Genomic DNA, 26,834 nt, shown 5'->3' on the forward strand with positions numbered 1-26,834 from the left:
ATGGGAGAGCGGGGTCGTCGTTTCCGCACCACCGACGGGTGCCGTCAGTTGTCGCAGGCCGACCTGATCCGATCACCGGCGCTCATCAGGCTGGTGCTGTTCGGCATCTGCGGCGCGCCCCGGCCGTCGCGGTCCGCCGTCAGCTGCTGACTGAGCTGTTCGAGCGCCGAGGCGGCGTCGTTGGCCGCGCTCTCGACGTCGTTGTCGCCGGAGTCGCGGCCCTCCTGCCGCATCGTCGTGGCACTGCTGTAATAGGTGTTGGCGAGCCCGTTCGGATCGTTGTTCTGGGAAACACCACTCTGACTGACCTGGGTAATGGTGTCCCGGAGCTTGTCACAGGCGGCTTTCTTGTCGTCATTGCCGCACGCGGCCACGGACGCTGCGAGCGTCACGGCCAGAGCGCACGACCCAGCGATCCGTATCGGTATTCTGCGCATCGAAGTCGACTCCTTTCGGGGGCCTGGCGGCGAGCTGCCGAGGCTCGCCGTAGGTCAAGGTCTGATCTGCACCTCCTCCGATCTGAAAACATCATGCATCACTCTGAGTGTTCGGCCCATCACTTTCAGGTTAGGTCTCAGAACCGCGAGAGATGCTCTGCACGAAATGGATCACCGTCGGCGATACGTGAAACGGCGCCCGGATGCTTTCGGCGGCTAAAGACCGGCTGACGCCCGGGAAACGCCCGGTCCATGCCCGGCTTTACGGACAGTGCGCGTCCGAGGATGGAGCGAAGGGTACGCAGACGGGGGAACCGGGGCAGAACCACCAGCCTGCCGGCGTGTGCGTACCGCGTCGTCAACAGCGGGCGGGGAGTCGGCATGGCCGAAACCGCATTACAGGATGCGAGAGACACGGACCCGGTACGGCCCGAGCACCGCATCGAGCCGGGCCCGACCGGCGTCGCGGGCGGGACCGCGTCACACGGTCCGGGAGACGCGGATCCGGTACGGCTCGAGGACCGCGTCGAGCCAGTCCAGGCCGGCGTCGCAGTCGAGGTCGACGGCGGCGCCGGGGATGGGCCGCAGGAGGTCCTTCGCGACGCAGCGGTCCCCGTACAGGATCACCGCGGCGTTCGGCAGGTCGCGCTTGGACAGCCAGATCATCCCCTGCGCCCAGCCGGCGGAGCGGCGCATGGCCGCGGCCCACTCGCGCGTCAGCGTGAAGTGCTCGGGCTCGGTCTGGATGAGCCACTCGTCCTGTCGTCCGCTGGCGAGGTCGGCGGTGCTGAGCAGCCGCGCGAGCCGCAGGTCGGCGGTCAGCCGGAGCGCGGACAGGCGCTTGTTCCACAGCGTACGGCGCAGGATGAGCCGGGCCTCCCGGTCCCTGCGGAAGAGCACGTCGCGGACGAGCGTCTCGGTGAGCGCGGTCGTGTCGTCGAGGGCGGCGTAGAGGTAGGGGAAGCGCTCGTCGGCGGTACAGCCGAACCGTCCGGTACCGGGCTCTCCGCCGCCCGGCCGGGGCCGGAACTCCTCGGCGTCGTACTCGGTGTCGTGCACACGCCAGAGCCGGGTACCACGCGGCAACGTGTACGCCACCGGCCCGTCCGCGACCGGCCCGGACATCCCGGCCACCACTCACCCCACCTCCAGCACCGCACGAACGGCGGCGGCACCCGGCCACCGGCCCGCCGCACCCCGTGGATCGGGCTCCACGTCCAGGAGCGCGTCGACCTTCCCCGCCACCGCGCGGACGACGCCGCGACCGGTCGCGCTCTGCCGACCGCGCCGGGCACCGGGCGCGGCCCGGCCGCGTACACCGGTCACCACTCACTCCACCTCCAGCACCACGCGAGCAGCGGCGCGTACGCGATCATCGCCGCCCGCGTCGAGCAGATCGGCCGGCGCGGCACCCAGCACCGCGTTCAGGCCCAGCCACCAATCCGCCACACCCCACGGATCGCGCTCCGCGTCCAGCAGGGCGTTCACCTCCCGCACGACCGGACGGACGCGGCCGGCGGTGTCGAACTGGAACGCGGGCAGCTGCACGCCGCCGTCCGGCCGGGGCAACCGGATCAGGTGCGGTCCGCCGTGCTCGGGCAGCATGCCGGGGGTGAGCGCCGGCGCGGCCAGCAGCCGGGTGCGGATCTCCGCCCACAGCGGGTCGCCGCCGGACAGGAAGGACAGTGCGCCGCGCAGTCCGGCGGCGGAGGTGTTCCAGTCCGTCGCGCCCGGGAGGGCGTCCGAATAACGCTCGGCGTCGCCGCGCAGCAGGGCCTCGCGTACCTCATGGCCTTCGGGGAGCACGCCGACCACCAGGTCACGCAGCCGGTCGGCCGCCTCCTCCCGGGAGTACGCGTCGTCCAGGCCCTCGGTCAGCTCCGCGGACAGCTCGGCCAGCCGTGCCCGTGCCGCGGGGTCCAGGTACGGCGCGATCTCCTCGATCCGCCCCGCGACCAGCGCCACCATGTCCTCGTACCGCACCGGGTCCTCTTCCCTGTCGCCGGCGGCTCAGACGACGCCGGGATGGTCGAGCGCGTCCGCCTCGGCGAGGACGCCGAGGACCGCCTCGGCGTGGTCGCGGTCCTTGGTGACGAGGTGGACGGCGAAGTCGCCCGCGGCCAGTTCGCTCCGCAGGGCGCTCCAGATCCAGCGGAAGCTGAGGTGCGGGTCGATCCCGCCGTGGCCGGCGCCGAACAGCGGCAGGCCGATCGAGCTCAGCTCGGGCTCGAAGAGGCGGCGCTGCTCGCGGGCCAGCGCGAACGCCGCGTGTACGGCGGCGTTGATCGTCTCGGGCGGCACGTCGTAGCCGGTGCCGTCCGAGCGGGGGACGACGACGGCCGCGTGCAGGAGCAGCCGGATGCCCTGGCCGACGAGGTCGCCGGCGCCCGTCGGCGCCACCGTTCCCGGTGCCACGGGGCGGCCGACGCGACCGTTCTTGCGCACCCAGCCGGTCAGCTCGTCGGAGATGACGTCCTCCAGCACCGCGCCGGTGGTGTCGGTACGCGCGCCGCCGCGGCGCAGGGCGGCCGACAGCGAACCGCCGTAGCTCTTGGCCATCTCGAAGTAGACGTTCTCGCTGGAGACGATGACGTCGACGCCCTGCAGAAGCTCGACCGGCATGGCGTCGAGCCAGAGCGTCCGGGGACCGGCGGCGGTGCGTACCGCGATCTGGTGCGAGCCCGGCCCGGGGAGCGCGGGCCGCTCGACGACGCGATCGGCGACGCCACCGCGCGCGGCCAGGGCCGCGTGCCGGCACAGCTTGATGATCTCCTCGGCGACCTGTTCGAGGACGCGGTGCTCGGGCTCCTTGCGGAAGGTCTCCGGCTGGACGTGGTACGCCTCGGCGGCGCGTCTCCGGCGGTCGGCGACGGGCCAGGTGGCGGTGCCGGGCACCAGGCCGAGGGTGAACTTCGCCGCGGTGCCCAGCTCGCCGTCGCCGAGACCCGCGACGGCCTGGTTGAGCAGCTCGGCCACGGCGGCGGGCGTGTAGACGGACGCCGTGGGGTCGGTCAGCCCGCACAGCGTGGCGGCCTCGACGAGCGCCGGAATCGGACGGCTGCGCAGACTCCGCATTCCTTCTTTGTGCAGCATCCGCAGACCCTGGACAAGACGGTCGTAATCGGGGGGTGGAACTGTCACCGAACCAGTATCCACCGGGCCGTAGTTCCGCACTTCCCGTTGGCGGATTAATCAACCCGAATATCAGCCGACCACCTATTTTCGCTCATATTTCACTCAAGCAGGGGGATGACCGAAATTGGCAAAAGAGAGCAACCTCCGGGAACGACGCCGACGGCCGCCGAGGCCGTCACTGCGCGACCGGCTCGCGGCCGCGCGGGCGGCGCGTGGCGACGTACGGGCCGGAATCTATGACGACGCCCCGGCGGCGACCGCCGTTCCGTTCGGCTTCATCAGCGCCACCATCGACACGGCCGACCGTCAGAGCAAGTGCCGCAGGCGTGTACTCCACGAAACGGCGGGCCCGCTGGAGGGCCGCCTGTTCCAGGCGTCGTACGCGATGCTCGACCTGCGCGACCGTGAGTGCGTCCACCTGAAGGCCGGCGGGCAGGACCGTCTGACCTCCACGCAGGCTCGCGCCGTGCGCTCCGGAGACGAGCGCAGCCGCATGGGGGCGCAGGTCTCGGACCTGTTCGGGCAATGGGCCGCGCGCTGCGCCGCGGAAGAGGCCGCGGCCGGCGAGGCGATCGCCGAGGCGAACCAGTTGCTCGGGCACTACGAGAAGGTCCGCGACCGGCGGCTCGGGCGCGCGGCGAAGAAGCGCCGGCGCTCAGGTGATGCGTCGGCGCCCCCACGTCCCGGCCCGGTGGCCCGCGCCCAGGCCGACGCGGAGTGGCGAGACCCGGTCGGCCTGCTCGGCACGGCCTCTGACGACGACGCCCGCAAGGTCGTACGCGACGCGCTCCGGCTGCTCGCACCCGAACTCCCGCCCACCACGAACGGAGAGCTCCGATGACGCGTCTGGCCGGCAACCGGTACGCACGACCACCCTCCTCGGCCGGACGAACGCTCCGCTGGCTGCCGATCTCGATGGCCGTCCTCCTCGTCGCGGGCGCGGGCGGCGGCTGGGCCTACTTTCACTTCACGAAGCCCGCGACGGCCGTCTGCGGAGTCGTGACCGACACCTCCAGCTCCGCCACCGACATCACCACGCCCGGTCTGTCGGTGAGGTACGAGCGGTCGCAGATCGAGGCGCACCTGCCCGGGTTCCTGCTCGACGAGAACTGCGACACCGTACGGCTGGCGGCGGTCACCGGCGACACCGAACGGAACGCGTGCCCGGTCACCGAGATCACGGTCCAGCCGCCGAAGACGCTCTCGCTCGGCGAGACGGGCCGCAAGCAGTACGTCGCCGACCGGCGGAAGAGCGCGCTGGCCGACGCGGAGCAGATGGCGGGAGTCGCCACGGGACCGGCGACCTGCGCGCCCGGCGCCGGAGGGTCCGACATCCTCGGCGCGCTGAAGCGGGTCGCCGAAGGACGACCCCGGCCCTCGCGGGTGATCGTATTCAGCGACCTCGCCGAGAACGCCCGGTCGCTGGACGGCGACTCGCTCTTCTACGGCGCGCCGCCGAAGGTCATGACCGAGTCGCCCCAGCATCTCGTGGCCGCGCTGGAACGCCTCAGGCGGGTGCCCGACCTGCACGGGGTCCACCTGACCCTGCACGGCGGCTGCAAGGAACTTCCCCACGCGAACCGGCGCCTGGTGACCTACGACCGCTGCACCACCTTCTGGAACGAGATCTTCGACGGCGCGGACGGCGTCGACGGATGGGGGAAGTGATGACCGGACCACGCTGGTGGCAGCGCCTGCTGCCACGCCGTACGGACGAGAGCCAGGACGCCGGGGCGCCGATGCGCGCCGAGATGCCCGCTCTCGGGACACCGACGGAGGACTACGTCGAGGACACCGGCCGCCTGCCACGTACGTGGACGGAGCCGGACCCCGGACTGCTCCGCGACGCGGCCGTCCAGGCCGGGCTGCACGACGCCGGCATCGGCATGTACGACGACCACAGCTTCGAGACCAGTGCCGTTCCGCAGTACATCCGCCAGCTCGCGGCGCGCAAGGACCAGACGGTCTCCGACAACGAGATCCGCCGGCAGGCCGCCGCGGCGGTCGACGGCGCGGCGCGACGGCGCCGTATCGCGGATCTGGCGGCCAATCAGGTCCTCATCGACCGGCTCGACGAGGAAATCGCGGCGGCCGAACGGCACCTGGAGGCGTGCGGGACCCAGCTCGACGCGCTGCAGGCCGACCACGAGCACCGCCGGCGGCGTACCCCGCGTGCCACATCCGCCCGGTGGGCCGGCGCCGCGCGGGACCGGAAGGAGCACAAGGCCGAGCGGAACGTCTTCCTCACCCTCGGCCTCGTGTTCCTCATGCTCGACCTCGTCCTGCAGTACGAGAGCTTCGCCGACCTGACCTCCAGTGCGCTCGGGCGGATGATGCTCGCCGGGGCGGTATCGCTGACGATGATCGCCCTGCCGCACCTCGCCGGGCGGCTGCTGCGGCATCGCCATGACCCGGCCGGCGACGCCTTCGCGCCGGTGGGCGCGGTGGCGACGCTCGGGGTCTGGGCTGGAGCGGCCTTCGGGCTCGCCTGGCTGCGCGTCGGCGTGCTCTCCCGCATCGGGGGGACCTCACCGGACGGCACGGCGCTCGACCCGAGCGTGGCGCTGCCCCGGGCCCTGCGGTACCTGCATCTCAGCCACTGGCAGGCCGTCCTGCTGTTCCTGACCCTGATCCTGCTGACCGGCCTGTTCGCGCTGCTCTACGGCCTGACCGACGAACATCCGGCGCTGGTCGCCCACCGCCGCGCGCGGGAGCGTCTGGACGAGCTGACCATGAACCGCATCGACGCCGTCGCGCAGCAGGCCTGGCTGGCCGCCGAGATGCCGGAGGAGGCCGACCGCCGCCGCGACGAGGCGTGGGACGCCCGCCGCGAGCAGATCGAGGCCCTCTACATCGACGCCGCCCACGCGTACCTGCACGCGGCCGCGCAGGCCTCCGCCCGGCCCCTCTTCAGCGAGGCGGTCGGTACGTGGCACGCCCCGCTCGAACCGCCGGGTGAGACGTCATGACACTGCGGGAGATCTGGCCGCGCGAACGCGGGTTCGCCCACATCCCGGGGGTCTGCGAGTACTGCGGCGTCCTCCTGGTCCGCTGCCGGCGCTGCGGGGGCGGCTGGCGCCGGCAGCGGTCGGCGTGCGGCGACTGCGGACTGGGCGTCCGCTGCCCCACGCACGGACGCGAATGGTTCGTCCACTGATGAGACAGAGACCGGTACCCGAACCCGGTGACGGGGAGGCGCGGATCGAAGCGCGCCACCGCCGGGTCTGGACGCCGCTGGAGACGTACGCCGGGAACGAGGCCCGTACGGACGTGCTGGAGGAGGCGGTGCGGCTCGTCTCGGACACGGTGGACCACTGGTCGCGTCCGCGGGCGTCACACGCCGCGGGCCTCGCCTGCGCCATCCTCGCGGAGCTGACCGGGCGGGCCGGACCCCCAGCGCACGCCGCCCGACCTTGCACCGGCCCTCGCCGCCATCGGCGACCTCGCCGACGTCGCCGCCTGGTCCGCGTTCACTCACCAAGGACACTGAAGGAGACCTGCCGTGACCACAGACGATGAGCCCGGCCGGCCCGATCCGGATCTGGTGAAACGGGCGGCCGAGGCGCGAGACGCCCTGGCACGCGCTACTTCTCCCGACGAGGTGATCGAGGTACGGCACGGCCTGGTGTGGGTGCTGCTCGACATCCACCGCTTGAGCCGGGACGGCCGGGTCACGCCCGAGCTCTCCGAGGCGGTCGGGCACGCGGACCGGCTCGTCGCGGAGACCGCGGACCACTGGGCCGCGGCCCTGGCCCTGTACGCCGCCGCTCACGCCTACGCCGCCCTCGGCGAGGTCACCGGACGGGCCGCGCCGCGCGACACCGCGATCGAGCTGCTCAGCCGGGCGCTGCGCGACGTCATCGGCAGCGACCGCGTCGAGGCGCTGTTCCTGCTGGCGAAGCTGAGCCTGGAGCGGTGGTCGGACGCGGCCTGCGCCGACGACCCCGCCGACCTGGACACCGCGCTCGAACGCGCGAGCCAGGCCTGGGAGCTGGCCGAGGCGTTCCCAGAGTCGTCCGGGCCGCTGATGACGAAGGTACGCGCCGTGCTCGGGCTGGCGTTCTGTGAGCGCTTCGCGGTCGCGGAGCCGGACACCCGGGAGGAGCGGCAGGCGGTGGACGAGGCCATCGTCCACCTGTCCGCGGTCGCCGAAGCGCTGCCGGACGGCCCGTACCTGGACGAGCTGCGGGTGAGACTCGCACGGGCGCACTGGGCCCGTCTCCACCTGGAGGAGGACGGTACGCCGGCGCGGGCGGCCGACCGGGACGCGGTGATCGAGCTGCTGCGCGGTTTCGACGACGTCTGGGCGCGGTTCATCCGCGGTCTCGCGCTGGAGCAGCGGCACACCGCGACCGGCTCCCCCGAGGACCGCGACGAGGCCATCGCCGCCCTGCTGTGCGTCCTCGACCTCGAAGACGACGACACAGACGAGCGGAGCCCGACCGTGCTCAGCGCGCTCCTCGACGGCGGTGCGCTGCTCCTGGGCCGGGCCGAGGACGACGGCGACCGGCCCGCCGACCTCGACGCCGCCATCGCCTGCTTCGGACGGGCGCTTCCCCTGCTGCCGCCCGAGGACCCGGAGCGGGTTCCGGCTCTCATGGGGCTGGCCCACGCCCACGTGCTGCGCGGTGGTGAGCATCCCGGCGAGGAGCGCCTGAACACGATCATCTCCTGCTACTCCGAGGCCTGGCCGCAGGTACGCGCCGACACCGGCCTCGATCGGGAGCTACGCCTGACCGTGGTGGCCGAGCTCGGCATCGCGCGGGTCGAGCGCATGCGTACGGCCGGCGCGCACCCCGGCGACCATGACGCCGCCATCGACGAGCTGACCGAGACCCGCGGGCTCATGGCCACCGACGGCGGCGCGTCCGACGCCTGGTGCGCGGCCCTCCTCGGGATCTGTCACGCCGCCCGGGCGCAGGAGGGGATCGGAGGCCGTACGAACGTCTCCGCGGACCTGGCCCGTGCCACGGAACTGCTCACCGAGGCCCTCGACCGGCTGCCGGCCGACGACCCGATCCGGGAGGAGACGACCGCCGCGCTGGCCGCCACCACGCTGGTCGGAGTGAACATGCACATCTACGGGCCGGCGCGGCTGACCGACCTCACGGTCATCCTCCGCGACGCGCTCGTCTCACCTCCCTCCGACGCGGCGGTCCGCTGCTGGCTCCACCAGGCGCTCGGGGTCGCGCTGTACTGGCAGACCGAACCGGACATCGACGCCGGCATCGTGCAGCTCGAAGAGGCCGCGCGGCTGGCGCCGGCTCCCCCCGAACTCGTGACGACCACCTTCAACCTGGCGAACGCGCTGGTCCAGCGCTTCTTTCTCCGGGGCGATCTCGCCGACGTCGACGCGGCCATCCGGCAGATGGACGAGCTGGAGGCCTCCGACGCTCTGCTCGCCCGGGTGCTCCCGGCCGCGGACCGGCTCGGCTGGCGGGCGCTCCGTACGACGACGCGCCTGCTCCAGGGCGTCAGCCGCGGCGGGACCGAGCACTACGAACCGGCGGTCGAGGAGCTGCGCGCCGTGATCGACCGGCTGCCCGCCGACCATCCGCAGCGCGGACGCTGGCTGGGCGACCTGGGGATGGCGATCATGGTGGCGGCGCAGGCGCGGGGCGACCTCCCGGCCGCGCGGGAGGCGCTGCCGCTGCTCGACGAGGCGGCGCGCTCGCTGGACGGCCCGATGAAGGAGATCTGCCTGATCCGGTCCGCCGCGCTCCGTGCCGTCACCGCCCAGGCCCCGGTCCGGCGGGACCTCGATGTGGCCATCGCCACGCTGACCGGCCTGACCGGCTCGCCGACCGTGGGACCGCGCGCCGGTGTGATGGCGGGCGTGCTCCTGCTCGAGCGGTACCGGCTCGGCGGGGCGCCCGCCGACGTCGACCAGGCGATCGCGCGGCTGCGGGACGCCCCGCGGAGACTCGCGCCCGGGCATCCGCTCCAGGCGGAGATGGCGCGGAGGCTGGCCGAGGCCTACCGCGCGGCCGGGGACGCGCCCCGTTCGGCCACGGCCGGCGAGGCGGCGCTGCGCGCCTGGGGGCACAACGTGCTCCTCCAGAGCGGTGCCGCGCGTGCGGTCGCCGCCGGCCGGAGCGGCAACGGGTTCGCCCGGACCGTCGCCTGCTGGCGGCTCGCCGACGGATCCCCGCAGGCCGCCGTACGCGTGCTGGAGCTCGGCCGCGGGCTGGTGCTGCACGCCGCGACGGCCGGTACGCGGATCGCCGACGAGCTGCGGGCGGCCGGCCACGGCGACCTGTTCGCCGAGTGGGACCGGGCGAAGACCGTGGAACGGGAGCCCGCCGGCACGGTGGCCGCCGTCATGGAGGGGCTCATGGGCCCGCAGGTCCCCGGCGACCTGCGGCGTCGCGTGCTCGACGCGCTCGCCACGACCCCGCGGGGGCTGCGGCTGACCGGCCCCCCGGACGTCTCCGACATCGCCGGCGCCGTCCGCCGTACGGGCGCCGACGCGCTCTGCTACCTCCTCCCGCGCCACGAACTTCCCGGTGGGTCGACGGCGCCCGGGCGTGCGCTGCTCGTCACCGCCGACGGAGGAGTCGAGGACCTGGCGCTGCCGGAGCTGGCCACCGGACCGGGCGGCGCCGTGGCGGAGTACGCCGAGGCGCTCGCCGGGATCGCCGACCCGCCCGGGAGCCCGGCGGGCCGGCGGCAGCGACGGCGGTGGCGGGAGGCGCTCGACGTGGTCTGCGACTGGGCGTGGCCGGCCGCGATCGGCCCGCTGCTCGACCGCTTCCCCTCCCTCCCCCGGCTGGTGCTCGTCCCGATGGGGCGCCTCGGGGTCGTTCCCTGGCACGCGGCCCGCACGCCGGACGGGGACTACGCCGTCGAGAAGGCCGTGCTGTCCTACGCCGCGTCCGGACGGCAGCTCGTCGACGCCGCGCACCGGCCCCACCTGGACGGCGACGCGGTCATCGTCAGCGACCCCACCGGCGAACTCACCTGGGCCAACGCCGAAGCACGCGCCCTGCGCCGCCACTACCCCGACGCACGCAGGCTCGCCCGGCCGACCGCCACACCCGGCGTCGGGATCGCCGACCCCGAGACCGTGCTGGCGGCCCTGCCCTCGGCCGACGCGCCCGGAGCGTCGCTGCTGCATCTGAGCTGCCACGGCCACGGACTCGGCTCCCCGGCCGACTCCCATCTCCGGCTGATCCACGTCGTCGACGGCACGGTCGCCGAGGCGCCGCTGACCGTCGAACGCATCCTGCACCGCGCGAACGGACGACCGCCGGCCGCACCGGGCGGCCTCGTCATGCTCTCCGCGTGCTTCAGCGACCTCACCGTCACCGACCACGACGAGGCCCTCACCCTCGCCTCCGCCTTCCTCGCCGCGGGAGCCGCCACCGTCGTCGGCACCCGATGGCAGATCACCGAACGCGCCGCCACCCTCCTCAGCGTCGTCTTCCACCACCACCTCGCCCACGGCCTCACCCCACCCGACGCACTACGCGCCGCACAGCTCTGGATGCTCGACCGCCGGCGGGAACCGCCCGACCTGCCACCCGCCCTCGCCGCCCTCACCACGACCCCCGGCCTCGACCTCACCGACCCCGCAGGATGGGCGGCGTTCACCCACCAAGGACGCTGAAATGGCAGCACAAAATGACCTGACTGGCACTTTGACTTAAAAGTCAGAAAATGTACGTATCGGTTGACTCTTATCGGCTCGACCGAGCAAGATATCGACCAGCCGAGTCATGGGAAGGAGACAGAGGTGCGACTATTCGGCGGACGTACCCCCTCTCACGCGAACGGTCTCCCCGACGACGTCGTTCGCCGGATGACCCTGCTCGGGAGGTTCGAGATCGACCCGGAGGGCTCCGGCATCGGGGGCATGGAGATCTACGACGAGTGCATCGAGCCGTTCACCGTATTCGCCGGTCAAAATCCCGATGACTTCATCGCCGAGATCCGCGCCGTCGCGCTCCGCGAGAAAGGGATCGTCGCCTACGGCTGCGCCTGCTGCGTCGTCGAGCATCTCGGCCGGCGCAATGACAACGCGGCCTTTCTCGACATCCTCGATCTCGCCATCGACTACAAGCGTTCGCTCGGCCTTCCCCGCGAACGGTTCAACGACCACGAGTTGCGGCGCTGGGCCGAGGTGCACGGCCCCGGCCGCTGGTGAATTCCGCCCGGCGGCGTTCATCGGCGGCGGGGGTGCGATATCCACGCCCGGTACGGAGCGAGGAGCGCATTGATCCATTCCGCTCCGACCACGTCGTCGAGGTCGATCACCGAGGACGAATCGACCTCCAGGACGCCTTCACAGCGGTCACCGAACAGCATCAGCGCCTCGGCGCGCCCCTCGCGCTTGGACGGCCAGATGAGCCCGTGCGCGTCCGGCGCCTGCCGGCGGATCCAGCTCGCCCAGCGCCGCGTGGCGTGGTAGTCCTCGGTGTCGGCGTGGATCAGCCAGGTGTCCTGGGCGATCGCCGCGAGCGCCGGCCCGGTGAGCAGGCTGACGAGCTTCAGGCCGGTCGTGGTCCGCACGACGCTGCTCCGCCGGTCGCGTACGGCCGGGCGGTGGATGGTCCGCACGCCTCGCGCGTCCGGGACGATGTCGCGGAGGAGCACCTCGGCCAGCGCCGTCCTCGCCTTGAGTCCCGCGTAGTAGTACGGGAACGGGTCGTGCGCCGTGGCGTCGAAACGGCCGCCGCCGAAGTTGCCGTCCGCCAGCCGCTCGGTGAACGCGGTCGGCTCGACCCTCCTGTCGTGCACCCGCCACAGGCGTGTGCCCACGGGCAGCGGATGAAGCAGCGGTGTCCCGGCGAAGCGGGCCGGAGGCGGTGCCTTCACCATGCTCAGGCCTCCGCTTCCATGGCCCGGGCGGCGGCGATCAGCGACTCGTCGGGAAGGCTCCCGATCGAGTGGGCCGGCACGGCGTGGAGCCAGGCGTTCTCACCGAGCCACCAGTCCGCGGCGCCGAAGGGATCCTCCTCGGCGAGGAGAATGCGGTTGACCGTCCGTACGACCTGCGGCGGTGTGCCGTCGGGGCCGAACTGGAACGAGGGCCACTGCGGTATCCCGTCGTCGCGGTCGAGCCGGATCAGCCCCGGATCATCGGGGTCCTGACCGCGGACGCGGACCTCGGCCGCGGTGAACGCGTCCGCCGCCAGCAGCCATGCCGACCCGTCGGCCATGACCTGGCTCGCGGTCGGCGCGGGCTCGCCGACCAGGCCGCGCAGGGGTTCGGTCAGGCGAAACCACGAGGCGAGCTCGACCGCCCGGTCCGGTGCCAGCCGTCGTTCGTCCTCGATCACCGCCTGCCGGAACGGGTGGTCCAGCGGCAGCCGCCCGCGCAAGAGGCCGACGATCTCCTCGGCGATCTCCTTGGACATGTCGCCGTCGCCCTCACCCACGAACTCCACGACCAGCGCGGACAGCTCACCCGCGTCCTCGGGACCGATCCGCTCCCGGATGTCGTCCCACTGCTCGGCCAGTACGCCGAGCGCACGTCGCATCCCCATCTTCGCCGCTCCCCCTACGAGCTCACGTCGTGCCGGGCCACCGCGGTACGCGCGGCGCTCACCGCCGCCTCGTCCATCCCGCCGATCTGTAACTCCAGGTCCAGCTCGTTCCCGGACATGGGTTCCTCGGCGTGGACGGTCAGCCTGCCGGTCTCATCCACCGCGAACGAGACGTCCAGCCGGGACAGGGCCGGGAGGCGGGGCGGCAGGCGCAGCCTGCCGCGTGCGACGCAGGCGTTGTCGCTCACCTCATCGGAGCTGGTCCCCTCCTTCTGCTCCCAGACCTCGACCTCGGCCATCGGCTGGTTGTCGATCGAGGTGGCGAATGACACGGCGCCGGAGTCGGCGGGCAGCGGCGTGTTGGCCGGCAGCAGATGGATGACGTACGTGCGCGCCCGGCCGGGATCGGTGGCGAAGAGCGGGTCGTTCTGGTCGGCGACCCGTACGCCGAAGCCACGGGGCACGACGGTGGTCACCGACCGCCGCGTCATCACCGCCGCCTCGGAGGCGCTGATGCCGAGCCGGTCGGCGATCTCCTCCGGCCCGCCGCCGGGTTCCCGGCTCGCCTGCCGGACCAGGGCGAACAGCGCCGCGCCCTTCGCCACCGCGAGCTCGGGTTCGTGTCTCCGGGCCTCCAGGCCGAGCCGCTCGCGGAGGCGCTCCCGTACGACCGGCATCTTGGTCATGCCGCCGACGAGGATCACCTCGTCGATGGTCTCGACCTTCCTGCGGCGCGCCTCCCCGACGGTCTTTTCGGTGATGTCGAGGGTGCGTTCGAGCAGGTCGGCGGTGAGCTCCTCCAACGTGGCCCGGGTCATCTCGACCTCGGCGGTCGCGCCGCCGAACCGCAGGTGGCGCGTCCAGGCCAGCGCCGAGCTCAGCTCCATCTTCACCACCTCGGCACCGATGGCGAGGTCGTGCATGAACTGCTCGTCGGCGGTGGGGTCGAGGCCCGGGCACTGCCGGGTGAAGGCCTCCAGCATGTACCGGACCACTCTCTCGTCCCAGTCCGCGCCCCCGAGCCGAAGGTCACCTCCGGTGCAGACCGCCCGGATGTCGTCGCCCTCCAGCCGGATCACGGTCGTGTCGAACGTCCCGCCGCCCAGGTCGTACACGAGGACGTGGCGGACGCCGCCGGAGGGCCGGCGCGACTGGTAGGACAACGCCGCAGCGATCGGCTCGTCGAGCACGTCCAGCACGTTGAGCCCGGCGATGCGCCCGGCCTTGCGGGTGGCCTCACGCTCCCGTACGCCGAAGTAGGCCGGCACGGTGATGACGACGTCACGTACCGGCTCGCCCGTCTGCCGCCCGGCGGACTGCGCCAGCTCGCGCAGGATGAATGCCGAGATGGTCTCGGGCGTACGCGCCTCGCCGTGGTAGGTGAACGCGACGTCCTCCCGGCCCATCTCCCGCTTGATCCGCTCCGCGACCAGGTGGGGCGCCAGCAGCGCGCTGTTGCGCGCGGCGCCGCCGACGACCACGCTGCCCGGCTTCTCGAAGTAGACGACCGAGGGCGTCGTCTCCCTGCCGATCGCATTCCTGGCCACCACGGGATGGCCCGTGTCGTCCACGTAGGCGATGCAGGAGTTGGTGCTGCCCAGGTCGATCCCGAACGCGGTCATGTCATCGTCCTTCGAAAGGTCATCGGCCCTGGTAGGTGAATGCGGCCCACGCGTCGATCGCGGTGAGGTCGAGGCAGGCCGTCTCCTCGGCCAGTCCCGGGTCCAGGCCGGCGGGCGGCCGCCGGCCCGGGTCGAGCATCCACAGCTGCGCCGCGCGCAGCGCCGTCGCGGGATCGCCGTAGCCGGAGTTGAGGTAGTGGTGGAACATGATCATGAACAGGGCGGTCGGCACGTCCGCGACCGGCCAGCGTGCGCCGACGACGCCGCAGGCGCCGGCGGCGAGGAACGCCGTGGCCAGCGTCAGCGCCTCGTCGTGATGACGGCCGGTCTCGTCGCTGCCGCACGCCGCGAGCACGACGAGGCCGCCGGCGGCGTCCCTCGCGCGTTCGCGCGCCTGCCGCAGGATGTCGGTCATGGCGAGGGCCTCGTCCTGCGCGAGCAGGAGCCGGGACTCGACCGGGCGCTCCGCCACCAGGGCGTGACAGCCGAGGTGCAGCAGCGACGCGCCCGGCGAGCCCGCACGGGGCAGCAGCGCGCGTACGCGCTCGGCGGTGGCCTTGGGCGACGGCGCGTCCCCTCGGCGGCGGCCGCCGAGGAGGGTCCCCCGCGGGTAGTGCCGGCGATGGATCTGGGCGATCTCCTGGGAGGCGTGGAACAAGCCGCTTCCCCCGACCCGGACGAGCGCGGGGGCGCTGTCCCACCGTCGCGCCGGAAGGCGCCGCGCCTCCACGAACTGCCGGGCCGAGGCGGCGTAGGAGATGGTCGCGTCCTGGCAGGCGTATCGCCGGCCGCCGCCCGCGACGACGCGCCGCGCCGCGTGCCACGGCACCGCGCCGAGCTCACCGACCGGCACGAGCACGAGGCGCGGGCGGCGCGGCGGCTCGGCCGGGACGGCGGACAGGACTCCCGTCATCGCGGCCGTCCAGGCCCATTCGCAGAGTTCCGGGAGAACCTCCCGGTCGGCTCCGCGGGCGAAGGCCGCCACGAGGCTTCCGTCACCGGTCGCCAGCCCGGGGAGCGGCACGTCACGTACCCGGCCGTCGCGTCCCACGATCAGGGCCAGCCCGTGCGGCCGTTCGTCCCGTGGCAGCAGGTAGACCAGCGCGTCCGCGCCGGCCGCGGACAACGCCTCGGCGATCTCGGGTACGCCGGGCGGCGCGAGCAGCCGCCGTTCCACCTCGGTCCCCTCGATCGCCCGCATGACCCGGTGCCGAAGGTCGCTGGGCACGACCAGGCCCTTCGGCGGATCCCCGACCATCGCTCCGGCGTGCCCGTCCCACGGACGGATCGCGCCTCCGGCGAGCGCGCGCTCCCACTCGGCGGCGAAGCCCTCGTGTCCGCCGTCACGCAGCAGCGCGGGCACGCTCGCGTCGGCCGTCGCGGCGTGCAGGACCATGGCCCGCCCGAGTTCGAGCGCCTCGACGGCCAGCTCGGCGTACCCCCCGGACAGGCACCACCGGGCGACGTCGGCGCCGTCACCGGCCGCCCCGGCGGCCACGTCGAGGGCACGCGCCTCGTCGCTCTGCAGGATCACGTCCCCGGCGGTCTCCCGCATCGCCGCGATCCCGGTCTCCGCCGCGGCCCGCCGGTCGCCCTGCTGCCGGTCGTCCCGCTCGTGGTAGGCGAGGGCGAGTGTGTAGAGCAGCCCGGCGAGCTCGGCGCCGGCCCTGTCCTGACCGGCCTCGCGCCGTGCCTCTTCCAGGCGCGTCGTGGCGTCGAGCAGGTCCCGCCGATCGCGCGTGACGTCGTACCGCAGCCGGAGCGCCATGCCATGGCTGCTCAGCAGCTGGTACAGCTGCGCCGGGCTGCGGTCCGCCTGCTCACACGCCTCCGCCAGCAGCGCGATGCCCTCGTCCATCGGCCTGCGGTCGCGCCGGGCGAAGCCCTCGTTCACCTTCGCGAAGGCCGTGAACATGAGCCCGAGAGAGTGGAAGACGTCGTCGTCCTGAGTGCTTTCCAGTTCGGCGGCGAGAGTGTCGGCGTAGGCGGTGAACAGCTCGGGCTCCCGTCCGATCTTGTCCACGTCCAGCCCGTCGGTCTTGCGCATGACCTCCAGCAGGGCGAGGTCGCCGCGCAACGATCCGTGCATCGGGTGGGACTCCGGCAGCCGTCCCCGCAACCGGAGCAGCGCGGCGCTCGCGGCCTCCAGCTGGTCAGGGGTGGTGTTGGTGCGGTACCGGACGAGCGGCCGGAGGGCGAGGAAGTACTCCATGGTCAGGGACGCGTGGGCGAACGCAGGACTGTCTTCGCCGTAGGTACCGGCGATCCGCTCGGCGTAGTACATGGCGGCGTCGAACGACTCGAGGCCGCCTCCGGCCATGTAACGCTGGCCCAGCAGTACGACGAGGCCCGTGTGGACCATGCTCTGGATCGCCTCGTTCTCGGGGGCCAGCGCGGCGGCGGCCTCGAGCCGCTCGATCGCGGAGGTGCGCCGGTCCGGGTCCGCGTCGAACATCGCGCTGAATCCCTCGGTCAGCCCGAGGAGCGCCAGGTTGATCGCCTTGTTCGGCGGGTCCGCCGAACGCTCGACGGCCTCGCCCAGGAGCGCCCGCATGCGGTCCAGGCGCGGCCCAGATCGGACGTACCGGATGTTCTGCAAGAACGCCGACCCGAGACGGGTCAGGGTCAGGGTCCGGGCGGGATGGTCGTCGGGCATGTGCGCCAGTGCGTGTTCGAGCGCCTCGACCGCCGCGTCGAGCTCGTCTCGCGAGGCGTCTCTCCCCTCGAAGGCGATGCCCGCGGACCCCCCGAGCACGCCCAGGAGCGTGCCGCGCAGCGGATGGCCGTCCGGGAGGCCCTGGGTGGCCGCGACGAACGACTCCGCCACACGCCGGCGGTTCTCCTCACCCTCCGGCCCGCCGGCGTGGAGGCCGTGGAGCAGGCCGATCAGCGCCTGTGTCTCGTACACGCCCGGATCCCCGTCCGGCGCCGCCGCCATGCTCCCCTCCAGGTCCGCGATGGCCTGGGCCGCGCTCCCCTCGGAGACCGCGCCCGGGTCGGGCGCGACGGTGAGACACGCCCGGAGCCACTGGACCAGTCCCCCGTACTCCGGACCGGCCGTCGCCGCCTCGGAGACCTGGCCGAGGTGCGCCAGCGCGACGTCCGCCACCTCCCGCGGCAGCGCCGTGGGCGGCACGGCCATCGCACGGCCGACGGACGCGATGCCGAAGTCGGCGTCGACGGACCCCACCTTCCTGGGCGTCCAGTCACCGAGGAGGAGCGCGGCGCTGAGGACGTGGCAGGTGTCGGCCGTCGCGACCGGGCAGTCGGGCGCGTCGAGCTCCTCGCCGAAGACGGCCAGCGCGGCGGTCCTGTCGTCGTCATCACCGGCCAGCGCGAGGAACCGGACGGCCCGGACGCCGGCCAGCTCGAGCCGTGCCGTCGCCAGCAGCGGATCCTCCCCGGCCAGGTGGGCCATGCCGTCGCCGATCAGCCGTACGGCCTCGTCGGCCCGCTCTCGCGCGGCCTCGCGCACGTTCGGGAACGTCCTGGACTCCTGCCGTGCCCACATGCCGCGCGCCAGGCCCAGGTAGATCGCCGTCTGCCCGTGGCCCTCGTGCCCCTCAGGCAACGCGCCGAGCGCGGCGGACAGGTGCTCGGCGGCGACTTCCAGGTCGTCGCGGGAGTCGCCGCCGAGGATCTGGGCCCGGATGAGGTGGGCCAGGCCGAGGCGGTACAGCGGGATGGCGATGTCCGGGTCGTCGCCGGCCACGCCCGCCAGGCACCGCTGGGCATAGCCGATCGCGGCCGTCGCGTCCGCCACGTCGTGGTTCTGCTCGGCGCGGTCGATCAGGAGGAGGGCCAGCAGAAAGTGGTCCGGCGCCAGACCGGCGTCCGGGCGCACCAGGACGTCGTACACGCGGCGCAGCCAGACGATCGCCTCGTCGCGGTCGGCGGAAAGGCCATGCTCCTCGTAGCGGTCGCCCAGGGCGACGCCGAGGGCGGCCGCCTCCGGAAGGTCCGGTCCGTACCGGACGGCGGCGCGGCCGAACAGCGCGATCGCCGTCCGCAGTGTCTCCGTTCCGTCCTCGGCGCCCGGGGCGTCGACGGCCGGGGACAGCGCGCCGAGCAGCACCGCCGCCTGGAGACGGTTCTTGCCGGAGGTGGACGCGACGGCCTCCGCCAGGATTTCGAGCGCGGCGGTGAGGTCCGCCGTGACGGCGCTCTCCTCCTCGTCCTCCCGGGCCGCCTCGGCGAGTAGCAGCCAGAAGCGGCCGGCGAGGGCCTTCGCGAGGTCGGCGAGCGCGGCCGGTCCTCCGTCCGCCGCGTCGAGCAGCCGCTCGACCGCCCGGTCGGCCTCCCTCCGCGAGGACGGGACCTCACCGTCGCCCGCCGCCGGCTCCTCCGGACGCTCGGTCATCGTGCCACCGTGAACAGCGCGGTCAGCGCGATCGCGGCGATCATGAAGGCGAGCGTGGCGGCGAAGATCTGCTGCCGCACGCGGCGGTACGCCTGTTCCTCGACCGGCTCGGTCATGGCCCCTCCCCCGGGAGACTCACGCCGGACGGGGCCAGCAGCCAGCGCATGAGATCGGCGACCGACGGGTCGACCGTGCCGCCGGTGTCGAGCACCGCGGCCGTACGGAAGAAGCGGACCTTGCGGAAGCCGTGCGTCGCCGAGCGGATGAGGTTGCCCAGGCCGAGTTCGTCGCGCGCCCACGCCTCGACGTCGTCGCCGGCTCCGGGGCCCTCCAGGAGGTCCGCGCGGCTGAAGACCACGGCCAGCCGGCACTTCCCGAGGGCGACGCCCATCCGTTCCATCTCCTGCTGCGTCTGCAGGAACGCCAGGTCCGGCGACGGCGCCTTCGAGCGCTCGCCCTCCAGGCTCGCCTGCCGCTCGGCGGAGAGCCCCTCCCAGAACGCCGAGACGGACAGCGGGTCGATGACCAGCACGAACGTCCGTGCCTTGTCGAGATAGCCGAGCATCTGCGTCCGCTCGGTCCAGTAGAACAGCTCCCCCGCGGCGTCGAAGATCTGCAGGATCCGGGTGTCGTTGCCCGTGCCGAGCCGGATGATCAGCGAGCGCGGGGTCTGGACCGCCGTCTTGGGCGTCGCCCGTCCCCTGCGCAGGAAGCGGCCGGCCAGGTCGAGGTCGCCGGAGGTGAACCCGTCGGCGAGCTCGGCATTCAGCAGGCCCTTCTCGGACCAGGACCGCAGGCGCTCCGCCATGCCGTACAGCAGCCGGGTCTTGCCCGCCCCGGCGGCGCCGAACAGCGGCAGGACGATCTCCCGCGCCTCACCGGGACGGTGCTCCATCGACCGGGAGCAGCCCTGGTGCGGGCAGTACGCGGCCATCCGCGCGGTGCCGAACAGCAGCAGCGTCGGCAGCTTCGCGCCGCAGAGGCAGTGGCGGCGTACGACGCCGTACCGGCCGGGCCGGATGTCGCGGTGCCGCCGGGTGCAGCCACGGGCCGGGCAGCCGTACGCCGGATAGGGCACCCGGTCGAAACAGTGCGGGCAGACCATCCGGATGTGCCGGATCCGCAGCAGCGCCGAGTCGGCCGCGCGCAGCACCGCGCCGGTCGTGCGCACCACCACGAACGCCACGCCGACGACGGTCAGGTGAACGAGGGCGCAGAGGGCGAACCCGGCCATCCCCAGCAGGCTCCCGACGACCAGGCCGAGGGCCCCGCCGATGCCGATCGGCGCGGTGACCACACTCGCCTGGCCCATGCCGAAGGTCTCGCTCACGAGGTCGCCGCCGAAGTTCCACAGCCGGCGGCAGCGGTCGTACGCGGTGCGCACGGCGTGGTCGGCGTCGGCGACGGCGGGCCCGTAGAAGTAGCCGAGGACGGCGGGTTCGTCATCGGCTCCGCGCCGCGGCCATCGCGGCGGGACGGGCAGGCCGGCGGGCCGCGCGACCAGCACGGTGCCCATCCCGGTCAGGTACGCGCCGGTGAACGCGACCGCGTACGCGACGCTCACCGCGAGTGCCGCGAGCGGGACGACGACCGCCGCGTACGCCGCCACGAGGGCGACGCCGCAGAAGATCACGGCCAGATAGACGATCCACATGGCGTGTCACCTCTCACCGCGGGACGACCGCGCGTCGCCGAACAGCCGGCGGCGGCCCGAGCCCCGGTACTCATCGCGCCACGCCTGGAAGCGGTCCGCCGTCTCCGGGTCGAGCTGACGCGCGAGGGCGTTGAGCTCGCGCCGCTTCCACTCGCGTACCGGCCCGAACGCGATGGCGAGGGTCTGCTCCACCGGCCGGCCCGTCACGTCGAAGTGGGCGAGGGCGGCGAAGACGCGTGCCGCCAGCGTCCGGTCCGCGCGCAGGGGCGACAGCCGCCGCCACACGTCGTCGCCGAACGCCGTGAGGACCTCCTCCGGGCATCCGCGCAGCGCGGCGCCCAGCGGATCGGCCTGGGCGAGCAGCGACGACAGCTCGCGGCGGAGTAACCGCCGTACGTCGTCGCCGCCGTACTCGTAGGCCTGGTACAGCTCGGCGAACACCCCGACGTCGCCCTTCGGAACGCGCTTGCGGGCCCGGCCGAGCAGCGGCGCGACCCGCGACGCCCCGCGTACGCCGTTGCGCACGTCGACGGGCAGGCGGGGCAGGAGCGGATGCTCGGCGATCGCCTCGGCGAGCCGCAGCCAGCCCTCGGTGCGCTTGTCCCGCGAGGCGTCCGCGATCTCGTGCGCGAACCAGTCCAGGACGTCCGGGGGCGGCGGGTCGGCCACCGCGTCGAGGAGCTCGGTGAGGTCCTCCGGCGGGCAGCCCCTCGGCCAGAGCCGGGTCAGCAGGGCGCCGTCGAACAGCGGCGTGCGCCGCAGGTCCCTGATGCGGTCGAACGCCTCCAGGGGCGCGGCCCTCCCCCCGTCCGCCGCGATCAGCCACCACTGCTCGGCCAGCACGGGATGGGCGGTGAGGTCGCCGCGCCCGACGAGCCCGGCGAGCGGGCCGCCGAGCGCCCGCCGGGCCTCCTCCGGCGTCGCCCGGGCCAGCCGGTCGAGCAGGCCGTGCAGGACGGCGGGCCGTCCGCCGAGCAGTGCGGCGAGTGCCGCCTCCGGGGCGGACGCGTCGAGCGTGCGCCCGTACCGCTCCAGGTCCGCCTCGAAGGGATCGGCGCCCGCCGCTTCGGCCCAGGTCAGCAGGGTCAGGGCGGCCTCGGGGGCGATGCGCGGCAGCGCCTCGGCGACCCGCGCGCGCACCTTCTCGCGTACGCGGGGCGTGGTGATGCGGATGGGGTCGCCGCGCCCGAAGGTGCGGTCCGTCAGGAGCTCTTCCAGGCGTTCCACCCGGCCGCCCGAGCCCAGCCGGCTCGCCACGTCGAGCAGGCCGCGCACCCGCGCGTCGTCCAGGGTGTCCGGCGGCCGGCCCAGCAGCATGTCGAGCACGACCCCGGTGTGCTGCGCGGGCAGCCGGCCGGCCGCCGCGGGCAGCCACGAGGCGACGGCGGCGACGTCCTCCGCGGTGAGGGCGGTGCCGAGCAGCGCCGCCGCGGCGGCCACCGGCGCGTACCAGCCGTCCAGGTCCGCCTCCCCGCCGGAGGCGAACGCGCCCGCCTGCTGCCACAGCCCCGCCGTGGCCATCACCCCGGACCGGACGAGGAGCGCGGCGAGCGGGTGCACCGCGATGCCGGGCGTGCCGCCGGACGCGGCGTCGAACAGGTGGAAGGCGAGTTCGGCGTCGCGCGGCAGGGCCTCCGCCAGCAGCCCGATGACGTGGTGACGCGTGTACCCGGGCCGGTGGCTGTAGGTGGTGAAGGTCATACGGCGGCCGAGCCTGTCGCCGAGGAGGTAGGAGAGCGCGGCGATCCACCAGGCGTTCTCGGCGGCGTCCCGGCCGGCCAGCAGCACCGGTTTGTCCCCGGCCATCGCCCGGTCCACCGCCGACAGCAGGACCGGCAGCATCGCCGCCCCGCCGCGCGCGTCGAGGAACGCCTGGGTGTCGGGCCGGTCCACGGCGCCACGGGCCGGCGGACCGGACAGCGCGGGCAGCTCCGTGGCCCGTACCGGGACGCGCCGCCAGAACGGCGCGCCCCACAGCTCGACCGGGAGCAGGGCGCCGAAGTCGGCCTCCGGCGTCTCGGTCACCAGAGCGTGGGCGAAGTAGTTTCCGGGGCGGCCGGAGTAGTCGTCGCCGGCGAACACGACCTGCGCGGTGATCGTGGCCTCGCTCGCCTCGCTGAAGGCGTGGGAGAAGGCCACCGGGTAGACGCCCGGATCCTCCGGTGGCGTGGCCAGGAACTCGCGCGGGGGCTCGTACACGGTGCCGTCCTCGACCTCGCGCATGATCGGCGTCGAGACTCCGGGCGTGACCGCGTTGAACTGGTAGCCCCCGTAGCCGGCCAGGCCGTTCTCGCAGGAGGTGTAGTAGAGCTGCCGGAAGGTCATGTCGGCCTCACTTCGTCCGTACGGCGCCGAATCGGCCGAGAATCCACATGAACGGATCGGTGACGCGGTACGGCCGGATGCCCCGCGGGGAGATCCGGTTGTCCGCGGTCGGCGTCTCGCCGAGGGCCGAGACGCCGAAGTAGCGGTACCGGCGGTAGTGCAGCCGGACGAGCTGGTCGATGCGCGAGCCCTCCCAGCGGGTGAGCAGCCGCTGGATCTCGGTGTGCACCTCCTGGCCGTCCCGCTCGTCGAAGTACGGCGACTCGGGCGGCGGCCGGCGCAGGGGGCTGGTCTCCTTCAGGTCATGGGCCAGCGCGTCCATCTTCGTGAAGACGACCGCCAGCGGCTTGTTGATCAGTTCGTTCGGCCGCCGGCCGCCCGTGGCGAGCACGAGGTCGGTGATGTTCTCCAGCACGGTGGCCGGGTCGTCGCGGGCGGTGCCCGGGTCGGGCAGCGCGCCGGGGGCGGCGAGCCCTCGTGCGCCCCGCATCTGCAGCGGGTCGAGGAGTAAGACGATGCCGTCGGCGGCGGCCAGGTAGCGGACGTTCTCCTCCACCGAGCTCTGCGACCGAAGGTCCTCACCCGCCGTGTCGAAGAACGACAGCAGCGTGTGCTGCGGGCCGCCGGTCCCGAGCGACCGGCGGCCGTCGGTCGTGAAGCGGAACACCAGGGGCGCCTGGTTCCCGCTCTTCGTCGTGCCCAGCAGCTTCGAGCCGCGGTACAGCGGCTGCTCGTACCGCTCGGCGAAGGCGTGCCGGGTGTTGTCGTCCGCGCCGCTGATGGCCGCGTTGAGGCGGTCGCCGACCCGGTGCATCAGCTCGTGCACGAGCACGGTCATGAACACGGTCTTGCCGCTCTCCTTCGCGCCGACCAGCGCGATGAGACGGCTGCGGACCTTGCCGAAGTGCACCGGGAGCTGGCTGTGGCAGGCCGGGCAGATCCGCGTCGTGGTGGTCGAGCCGCAGCGCGGGCAGTCAGAGCTCGGCGTACGGCCGTCGGCGGCGAAGGCGGGCGGCAGGGCGCCGCCCATGCCGATCCGGGCCCTCAGCAGTTCGTCCACGACGGACTGGCAGCGTCTTCCCTGCCGGCTCGGCCGGCCGTTGCACCGGAACTCGATGGCGCGTTCGGCGAACTCCTCATAGCAGTACGGGCAGTACAACCGGGTGCCGGTCAGCAGTGGCAGTGGCCTCATCGGACTCTCATCTCCTTCCGGGGCGGGGGGAACAGCAGCACGCCGTCGGCTCCAGCGTCGGGCGCGACGAAACAGCCCAGCCAGGCCGTCCCCTTGACGGGCAGCTCGACGGTGGCCGTGACCGGCGCGTCCGGCGCGATCGGCTGCGCCTCGACCCGCGCCACCGGCACGCCCTCGCCGGCCTCGTCCGGCGGGAGGTTCCCGGTGGTGCGCACGACGACGACCTCCGGCAGCCGGGCCGGGCGCTCGGCGGTGAACTCGATGACGCGCTGCCGCGGGTGCAGCGGCCCGGCGCGGCGGATCCGGTAGTGGACGGCGACCGGCCGGGCGGCCACCGTGACCCGCGCGGGCGGCGCGGTACGCCCGTCCGCATAGACCGCGTGCACGTCGAAGGCGGTCTCGGCCGGGCCCGCGGTGAGGGCGACGGCACCTTCGTCGTGGTAGACGCGGTGGGTGAACCGGCGCTCGCCGCCGGGCCAGCGGACCAGCGCCTCCACCGCGTCGGCCGGCCAGGCCCAGCTCAGCGCGACGACGTCGTGCCGGCGTTCGGCCACCACGTCGCGTACGGGCTCGGACAGGCCGACCTCGACGGTGCCGCCGACGACGGCGCGCCCTCCCGCCACGGTGAGCGCGGTGAGGAAGTGCCGGCCCGGCGGCGGGGCGAACTCCACCGACGTGCGCCCGTCCCGGCCGGCCCGCTGCACGCCGGTGACCGCCATGCCGATCCGGGCCGCCTCCGCGAGCGCGACGCTCGTACCCGCACGGACCGCCGGGGCCGTCGCGCCCAGGACCAGCCGGACCTGGCCGTACGCCGCCGGCGTCCAGCCGGCCACGACGGTCGGCCGGGCGCCCTCGCCCAGCCGCAGGTCCAGGTCGGTGACCGGCTGCGGCGCCGGCGCGGGGACGGCCGAGAGGGTGACGCCCGCCGAGCGGCGCAGGTCGCCGGAGGGCGAGCGGTAACACGCCACGATCCGGTAGTGGTACTCCGTCCCGGTGCGCAGGCCGGTGTCGCTGAAGCCGTCGGAGGAGGCGGTCACGCGGACGCCCTCGTCGCCGCGCGGCGGACGGCCCTCGCCGCGTACGACGGTCACCGAGTGGACGGAGGGGTGCGCACGCCAGGCGGCCGTGACCGCGTCGTCGTGCGCCGTCACCTCCGGCTCGGCGACCTCCGGCGTGAACACGACCGCCGGCGTCCCCGCCGCCCGCGACCACGTACGGCCTCCGCGTGAGGCGAAGACGCCGTAGAACAGGTCGGTCCCCGTGGGCGCCTCCGGGTCGAGGAGCTCGCACCGGTCCACGGACGCGGCGACGGTGTGGCCCTCGGCGGGCGAGGCCGGCGCCCGCTCGGTGCCGCGGCACACGCGGTAGCGCACCGGGCCGGCCCGCGTGAGGCTCGGCTCCCAGGTGAGCAGCACGTGGTCCCCGTCGACCCGTGCCGTCGCCCCGCGCACGGGTGGCGGGGGCACCGCGGCCAGCCGCTCGGCGAGGTCGGCGTCGTCCTCGGCCAGCGCGATCGCCTCGGACAGCAGGCGCGCCGCGTGCTCGCGGCGCCCGGCGGCCTCCTCCCGGTCGGCCCTCGTGACCAGCGCGGCCACCTCGGCCTCACGTTCCGCGACCTTCTCCCGCAGCGGATCGGCGGGCGGCAGCCCGGCGGCCAGCCGCTGGGCGGCGCGCAGGCGGCCGCCGGCGAGCTCCTCGGCCACCTGCCGCTGTACGGCCTCGACCGTGTCGCCGGCCAGCATGGCGGCGGCCAGGATCCCGGCGTCGTCCTCGGCCAGGCCGAGCTCGTGCGCCTGGCCCGCGATCACCTTCTGCACGAACTTGTCCAGGACGAACGGGCGCAGCCGTTCGAGGATCTCCCACAGGACCAGGGCCTCGAACTGACCGGGCCGGCCCAGCGCCGCGCGCAGGATGGCCAGCAGATTCGCGGTCGGCGTCTTGCCGGGATCGTTGAACGGAAGGGCCTCCAGCCGGCGGCTCGCGGCGTCGAGCGCCGTGTCGTCCAGGCGGCGCCCGTCCGCGAGCCGGAAGTGGCCGAGCAGGTGGAACCCGCGGCGTACGTCCTCGCCGAAGACCGCCTCGGCGCACAGGCCCAGGCCGAGCGCGTTGACGTGCCGGGCCAGGTCGGCGTACTTCGGCGGGGCCTGCACCGGCAGCCGGGGCAGCGTGTCGACGACCCGTACGCCGGCGTCCGTGATCGCCTTGCGCACCTGCGCGTCGCTCACGCCGCCGCCCGCAGCGGCGCGGAGCCGGGCGACGGTGAGCGGGCCGACGTGGGTCGCCGCGCCCGCCTCCGCCTGGGCGAGCCGCGCGAGCCGGGCCCGCTGCTCGCGGCTCGTACGCTCGCGCTCCCGTGCGAACCCCTGCGGGCTGAGGGCACCGGCCTTGTCGAGCTCGGCGTGGGCGGCGAGCAGCGCGGTGGCGAGCGCCGCGTACGTCCGCTTGTTCCGCAGCTCGCGCCAGTAGGCGAGCACCTGCCCGACCTGGGCCTCGAAGGCGGCCCGGTCGGGCACCACGTTGGGCACCCCGTAGCGGGTGAACAGGTCGGCCGGGAGGACGTTGCCCGCACGGCGTGCGGGCTCCAGCACCTCGAGCCGGTAACGCTCACGCTCCAGCGCCAT

The 26,834-nt window shown here is 73.8% G+C and carries 19 protein-coding genes; 6 read left to right on the forward strand and 13 right to left on the reverse strand.

Annotation, left to right across the window (positions count from 1 at the left end; all coding sequences use genetic code 11):
• Positions 1-44: 44 nt before the first annotated feature.
• The 5 genes from QWU11_RS14725 to QWU11_RS14745 form a co-directional block, all read right to left on the reverse strand.
• Entirely contained in the window at positions 45-392 is a 348-nt protein-coding gene (locus QWU11_RS14725) for a hypothetical protein (protein ID WP_290108667.1), read from the reverse strand.
• Between the two features lie 525 nt (positions 393-917).
• Entirely contained in the window at positions 918-1,574 is a 657-nt protein-coding gene (locus QWU11_RS14730) for an RES family NAD+ phosphorylase (protein ID WP_290108668.1), read from the reverse strand.
• Positions 1,575-1,763, reverse strand: coding sequence for a hypothetical protein (locus QWU11_RS14735; RefSeq protein WP_290108669.1), 189 nt, complete (start codon positions 1,761-1,763; stop codon positions 1,575-1,577).
• 3 nt (positions 1,764-1,766) lie between these two features.
• Positions 1,767-2,420, reverse strand: coding sequence for a hypothetical protein (locus QWU11_RS14740; RefSeq protein WP_290108670.1), 654 nt, complete (start codon positions 2,418-2,420; stop codon positions 1,767-1,769).
• A 27-nt stretch (positions 2,421-2,447) separates the two neighbouring features.
• Complete coding sequence (locus QWU11_RS14745) at positions 2,448-3,578, reverse strand: hypothetical protein (RefSeq protein WP_290108671.1); 1,131 nt, start codon at positions 3,576-3,578, stop codon at positions 2,448-2,450.
• A 118-nt stretch (positions 3,579-3,696) separates the two neighbouring features.
• On the opposite strand from QWU11_RS14745, the gene QWU11_RS14750 reads away from it, so the two are divergent.
• From QWU11_RS14750 to QWU11_RS14775, 6 genes are all read left to right on the forward strand, one after another.
• On the forward strand, positions 3,697-4,413 hold the full coding sequence (locus QWU11_RS14750; protein ID WP_290108672.1) for a hypothetical protein: 717 nt from the start codon (positions 3,697-3,699) through the stop codon (positions 4,411-4,413).
• Entirely contained in the window at positions 4,410-5,240 is an 831-nt protein-coding gene (locus tag QWU11_RS14755; RefSeq protein ID WP_290108673.1) for a hypothetical protein, read from the forward strand. The genes QWU11_RS14750 and QWU11_RS14755 overlap by 4 nt, the downstream gene beginning before the upstream one ends.
• A complete protein-coding gene (locus tag QWU11_RS14760) occupies positions 5,240-6,541 on the forward strand; it encodes a hypothetical protein (RefSeq protein ID WP_290108674.1) in 1,302 nt (433 codons plus the stop codon). Before QWU11_RS14755 ends, QWU11_RS14760 begins: the two co-directional genes overlap by 1 nt.
• A complete protein-coding gene (locus QWU11_RS14765) occupies positions 6,538-6,729 on the forward strand; it encodes a hypothetical protein (protein WP_290108675.1) in 192 nt (63 codons plus the stop codon). The genes QWU11_RS14760 and QWU11_RS14765 overlap by 4 nt, the downstream gene beginning before the upstream one ends.
• A gap of 345 nt (positions 6,730-7,074) precedes the next feature.
• The gene (locus QWU11_RS14770; protein WP_290108676.1) at positions 7,075-11,181 is read left to right on the forward strand and encodes a CHAT domain-containing protein; all 4,107 of its coding nucleotides are present in this window, start codon (positions 7,075-7,077) and stop codon (positions 11,179-11,181) included.
• Positions 11,182-11,373: 192 nt separating this feature from the next.
• The gene (locus tag QWU11_RS14775) at positions 11,374-11,718 is read left to right on the forward strand and encodes a hypothetical protein (RefSeq protein WP_290108677.1); all 345 of its coding nucleotides are present in this window, start codon (positions 11,374-11,376) and stop codon (positions 11,716-11,718) included.
• A gap of 17 nt (positions 11,719-11,735) precedes the next feature.
• Here QWU11_RS14775 and QWU11_RS14780 read toward each other — a convergent pair whose 3' ends face one another.
• The 8 genes from QWU11_RS14780 to QWU11_RS14815 form a co-directional block, all read right to left on the reverse strand.
• Positions 11,736-12,392 carry an RES family NAD+ phosphorylase gene (locus tag QWU11_RS14780; RefSeq protein ID WP_290108678.1) on the reverse strand — a complete coding sequence of 219 codons (657 nt, stop codon included), beginning with the start codon at positions 12,390-12,392 and terminating at the stop codon, positions 11,736-11,738.
• A 2-nt stretch (positions 12,393-12,394) separates the two neighbouring features.
• The gene (locus QWU11_RS14785) at positions 12,395-13,060 is read right to left on the reverse strand and encodes a hypothetical protein (protein ID WP_290108679.1); all 666 of its coding nucleotides are present in this window, start codon (positions 13,058-13,060) and stop codon (positions 12,395-12,397) included.
• Between the two features lie 14 nt (positions 13,061-13,074).
• Positions 13,075-14,682: an Hsp70 family protein gene (locus QWU11_RS14790; RefSeq protein WP_290108680.1), complete on the reverse strand. Its 1,608-nt coding sequence runs from the start codon at positions 14,680-14,682 to the stop codon at positions 13,075-13,077.
• A 19-nt stretch (positions 14,683-14,701) separates the two neighbouring features.
• Positions 14,702-19,042, reverse strand: a complete 4,341-nt coding sequence (locus QWU11_RS14795; RefSeq protein WP_290108681.1) for a CHAT domain-containing protein — start codon at positions 19,040-19,042, stop codon at positions 14,702-14,704.
• A gap of 112 nt (positions 19,043-19,154) precedes the next feature.
• Complete coding sequence (locus tag QWU11_RS14800) at positions 19,155-20,696, reverse strand: hypothetical protein (protein ID WP_290108682.1); 1,542 nt, start codon at positions 20,694-20,696, stop codon at positions 19,155-19,157.
• A gap of 6 nt (positions 20,697-20,702) precedes the next feature.
• On the reverse strand, positions 20,703-23,021 hold the full coding sequence (locus tag QWU11_RS14805; protein WP_290108683.1) for a GTPase-associated protein 1-related protein: 2,319 nt from the start codon (positions 23,019-23,021) through the stop codon (positions 20,703-20,705).
• Positions 23,022-23,028: 7 nt separating this feature from the next.
• A complete protein-coding gene (locus QWU11_RS14810) occupies positions 23,029-24,213 on the reverse strand; it encodes a hypothetical protein (RefSeq protein WP_290108684.1) in 1,185 nt (394 codons plus the stop codon).
• Positions 24,210-26,834, reverse strand: coding sequence for a hypothetical protein (locus tag QWU11_RS14815; protein WP_290108685.1), 2,625 nt, complete (start codon positions 26,832-26,834; stop codon positions 24,210-24,212). The genes QWU11_RS14810 and QWU11_RS14815 overlap by 4 nt, the downstream gene beginning before the upstream one ends.

The sequence above is a fragment of the Actinomadura sp. DC4 genome (assembly GCF_030406325.1).
In the GTDB taxonomy this organism is placed as follows: domain Bacteria; phylum Actinomycetota; class Actinomycetes; order Streptosporangiales; family Streptosporangiaceae; genus Actinoallomurus.

What these genes read in the sequence shown, in the direction of transcription:
- QWU11_RS14760 (WP_290108674.1), top strand. Translation starts at nt 5,240, where the DNA reads ATGACCGGACCACGCTGGTGGCAGCGCCTGCTGCCACGCCGTACGGAC.
- QWU11_RS14795 (WP_290108681.1), bottom strand. Translation starts at nt 19,042, where the DNA reads ATGACCGAGCGTCCGGAGGAGCCGGCGGCGGGCGACGGTGAGGTCCCG.
- QWU11_RS14815 (WP_290108685.1), bottom strand. Translation starts at nt 26,834, where the DNA reads ATGGCGCTGGAGCGTGAGCGTTACCGGCTCGAGGTGCTGGAGCCCGCA.
- QWU11_RS14790 (WP_290108680.1), bottom strand. Translation starts at nt 14,682, where the DNA reads ATGACCGCGTTCGGGATCGACCTGGGCAGCACCAACTCCTGCATCGCC.
- QWU11_RS14755 (WP_290108673.1), top strand. Translation starts at nt 4,410, where the DNA reads ATGACGCGTCTGGCCGGCAACCGGTACGCACGACCACCCTCCTCGGCC.
- QWU11_RS14785 (WP_290108679.1), bottom strand. Translation starts at nt 13,060, where the DNA reads ATGGGGATGCGACGTGCGCTCGGCGTACTGGCCGAGCAGTGGGACGAC.
- QWU11_RS14775 (WP_290108677.1), top strand. Translation starts at nt 11,374, where the DNA reads ATGACCCTGCTCGGGAGGTTCGAGATCGACCCGGAGGGCTCCGGCATC.
- QWU11_RS14805 (WP_290108683.1), bottom strand. Translation starts at nt 23,021, where the DNA reads ATGACCTTCCGGCAGCTCTACTACACCTCCTGCGAGAACGGCCTGGCC.
- QWU11_RS14810 (WP_290108684.1), bottom strand. Translation starts at nt 24,213, where the DNA reads ATGAGGCCACTGCCACTGCTGACCGGCACCCGGTTGTACTGCCCGTAC.
- QWU11_RS14800 (WP_290108682.1), bottom strand. Translation starts at nt 20,696, where the DNA reads ATGTGGATCGTCTATCTGGCCGTGATCTTCTGCGGCGTCGCCCTCGTG.
- QWU11_RS14765 (WP_290108675.1), top strand. Translation starts at nt 6,538, where the DNA reads ATGACACTGCGGGAGATCTGGCCGCGCGAACGCGGGTTCGCCCACATC.
- QWU11_RS14780 (WP_290108678.1), bottom strand. Translation starts at nt 12,392, where the DNA reads ATGGTGAAGGCACCGCCTCCGGCCCGCTTCGCCGGGACACCGCTGCTT.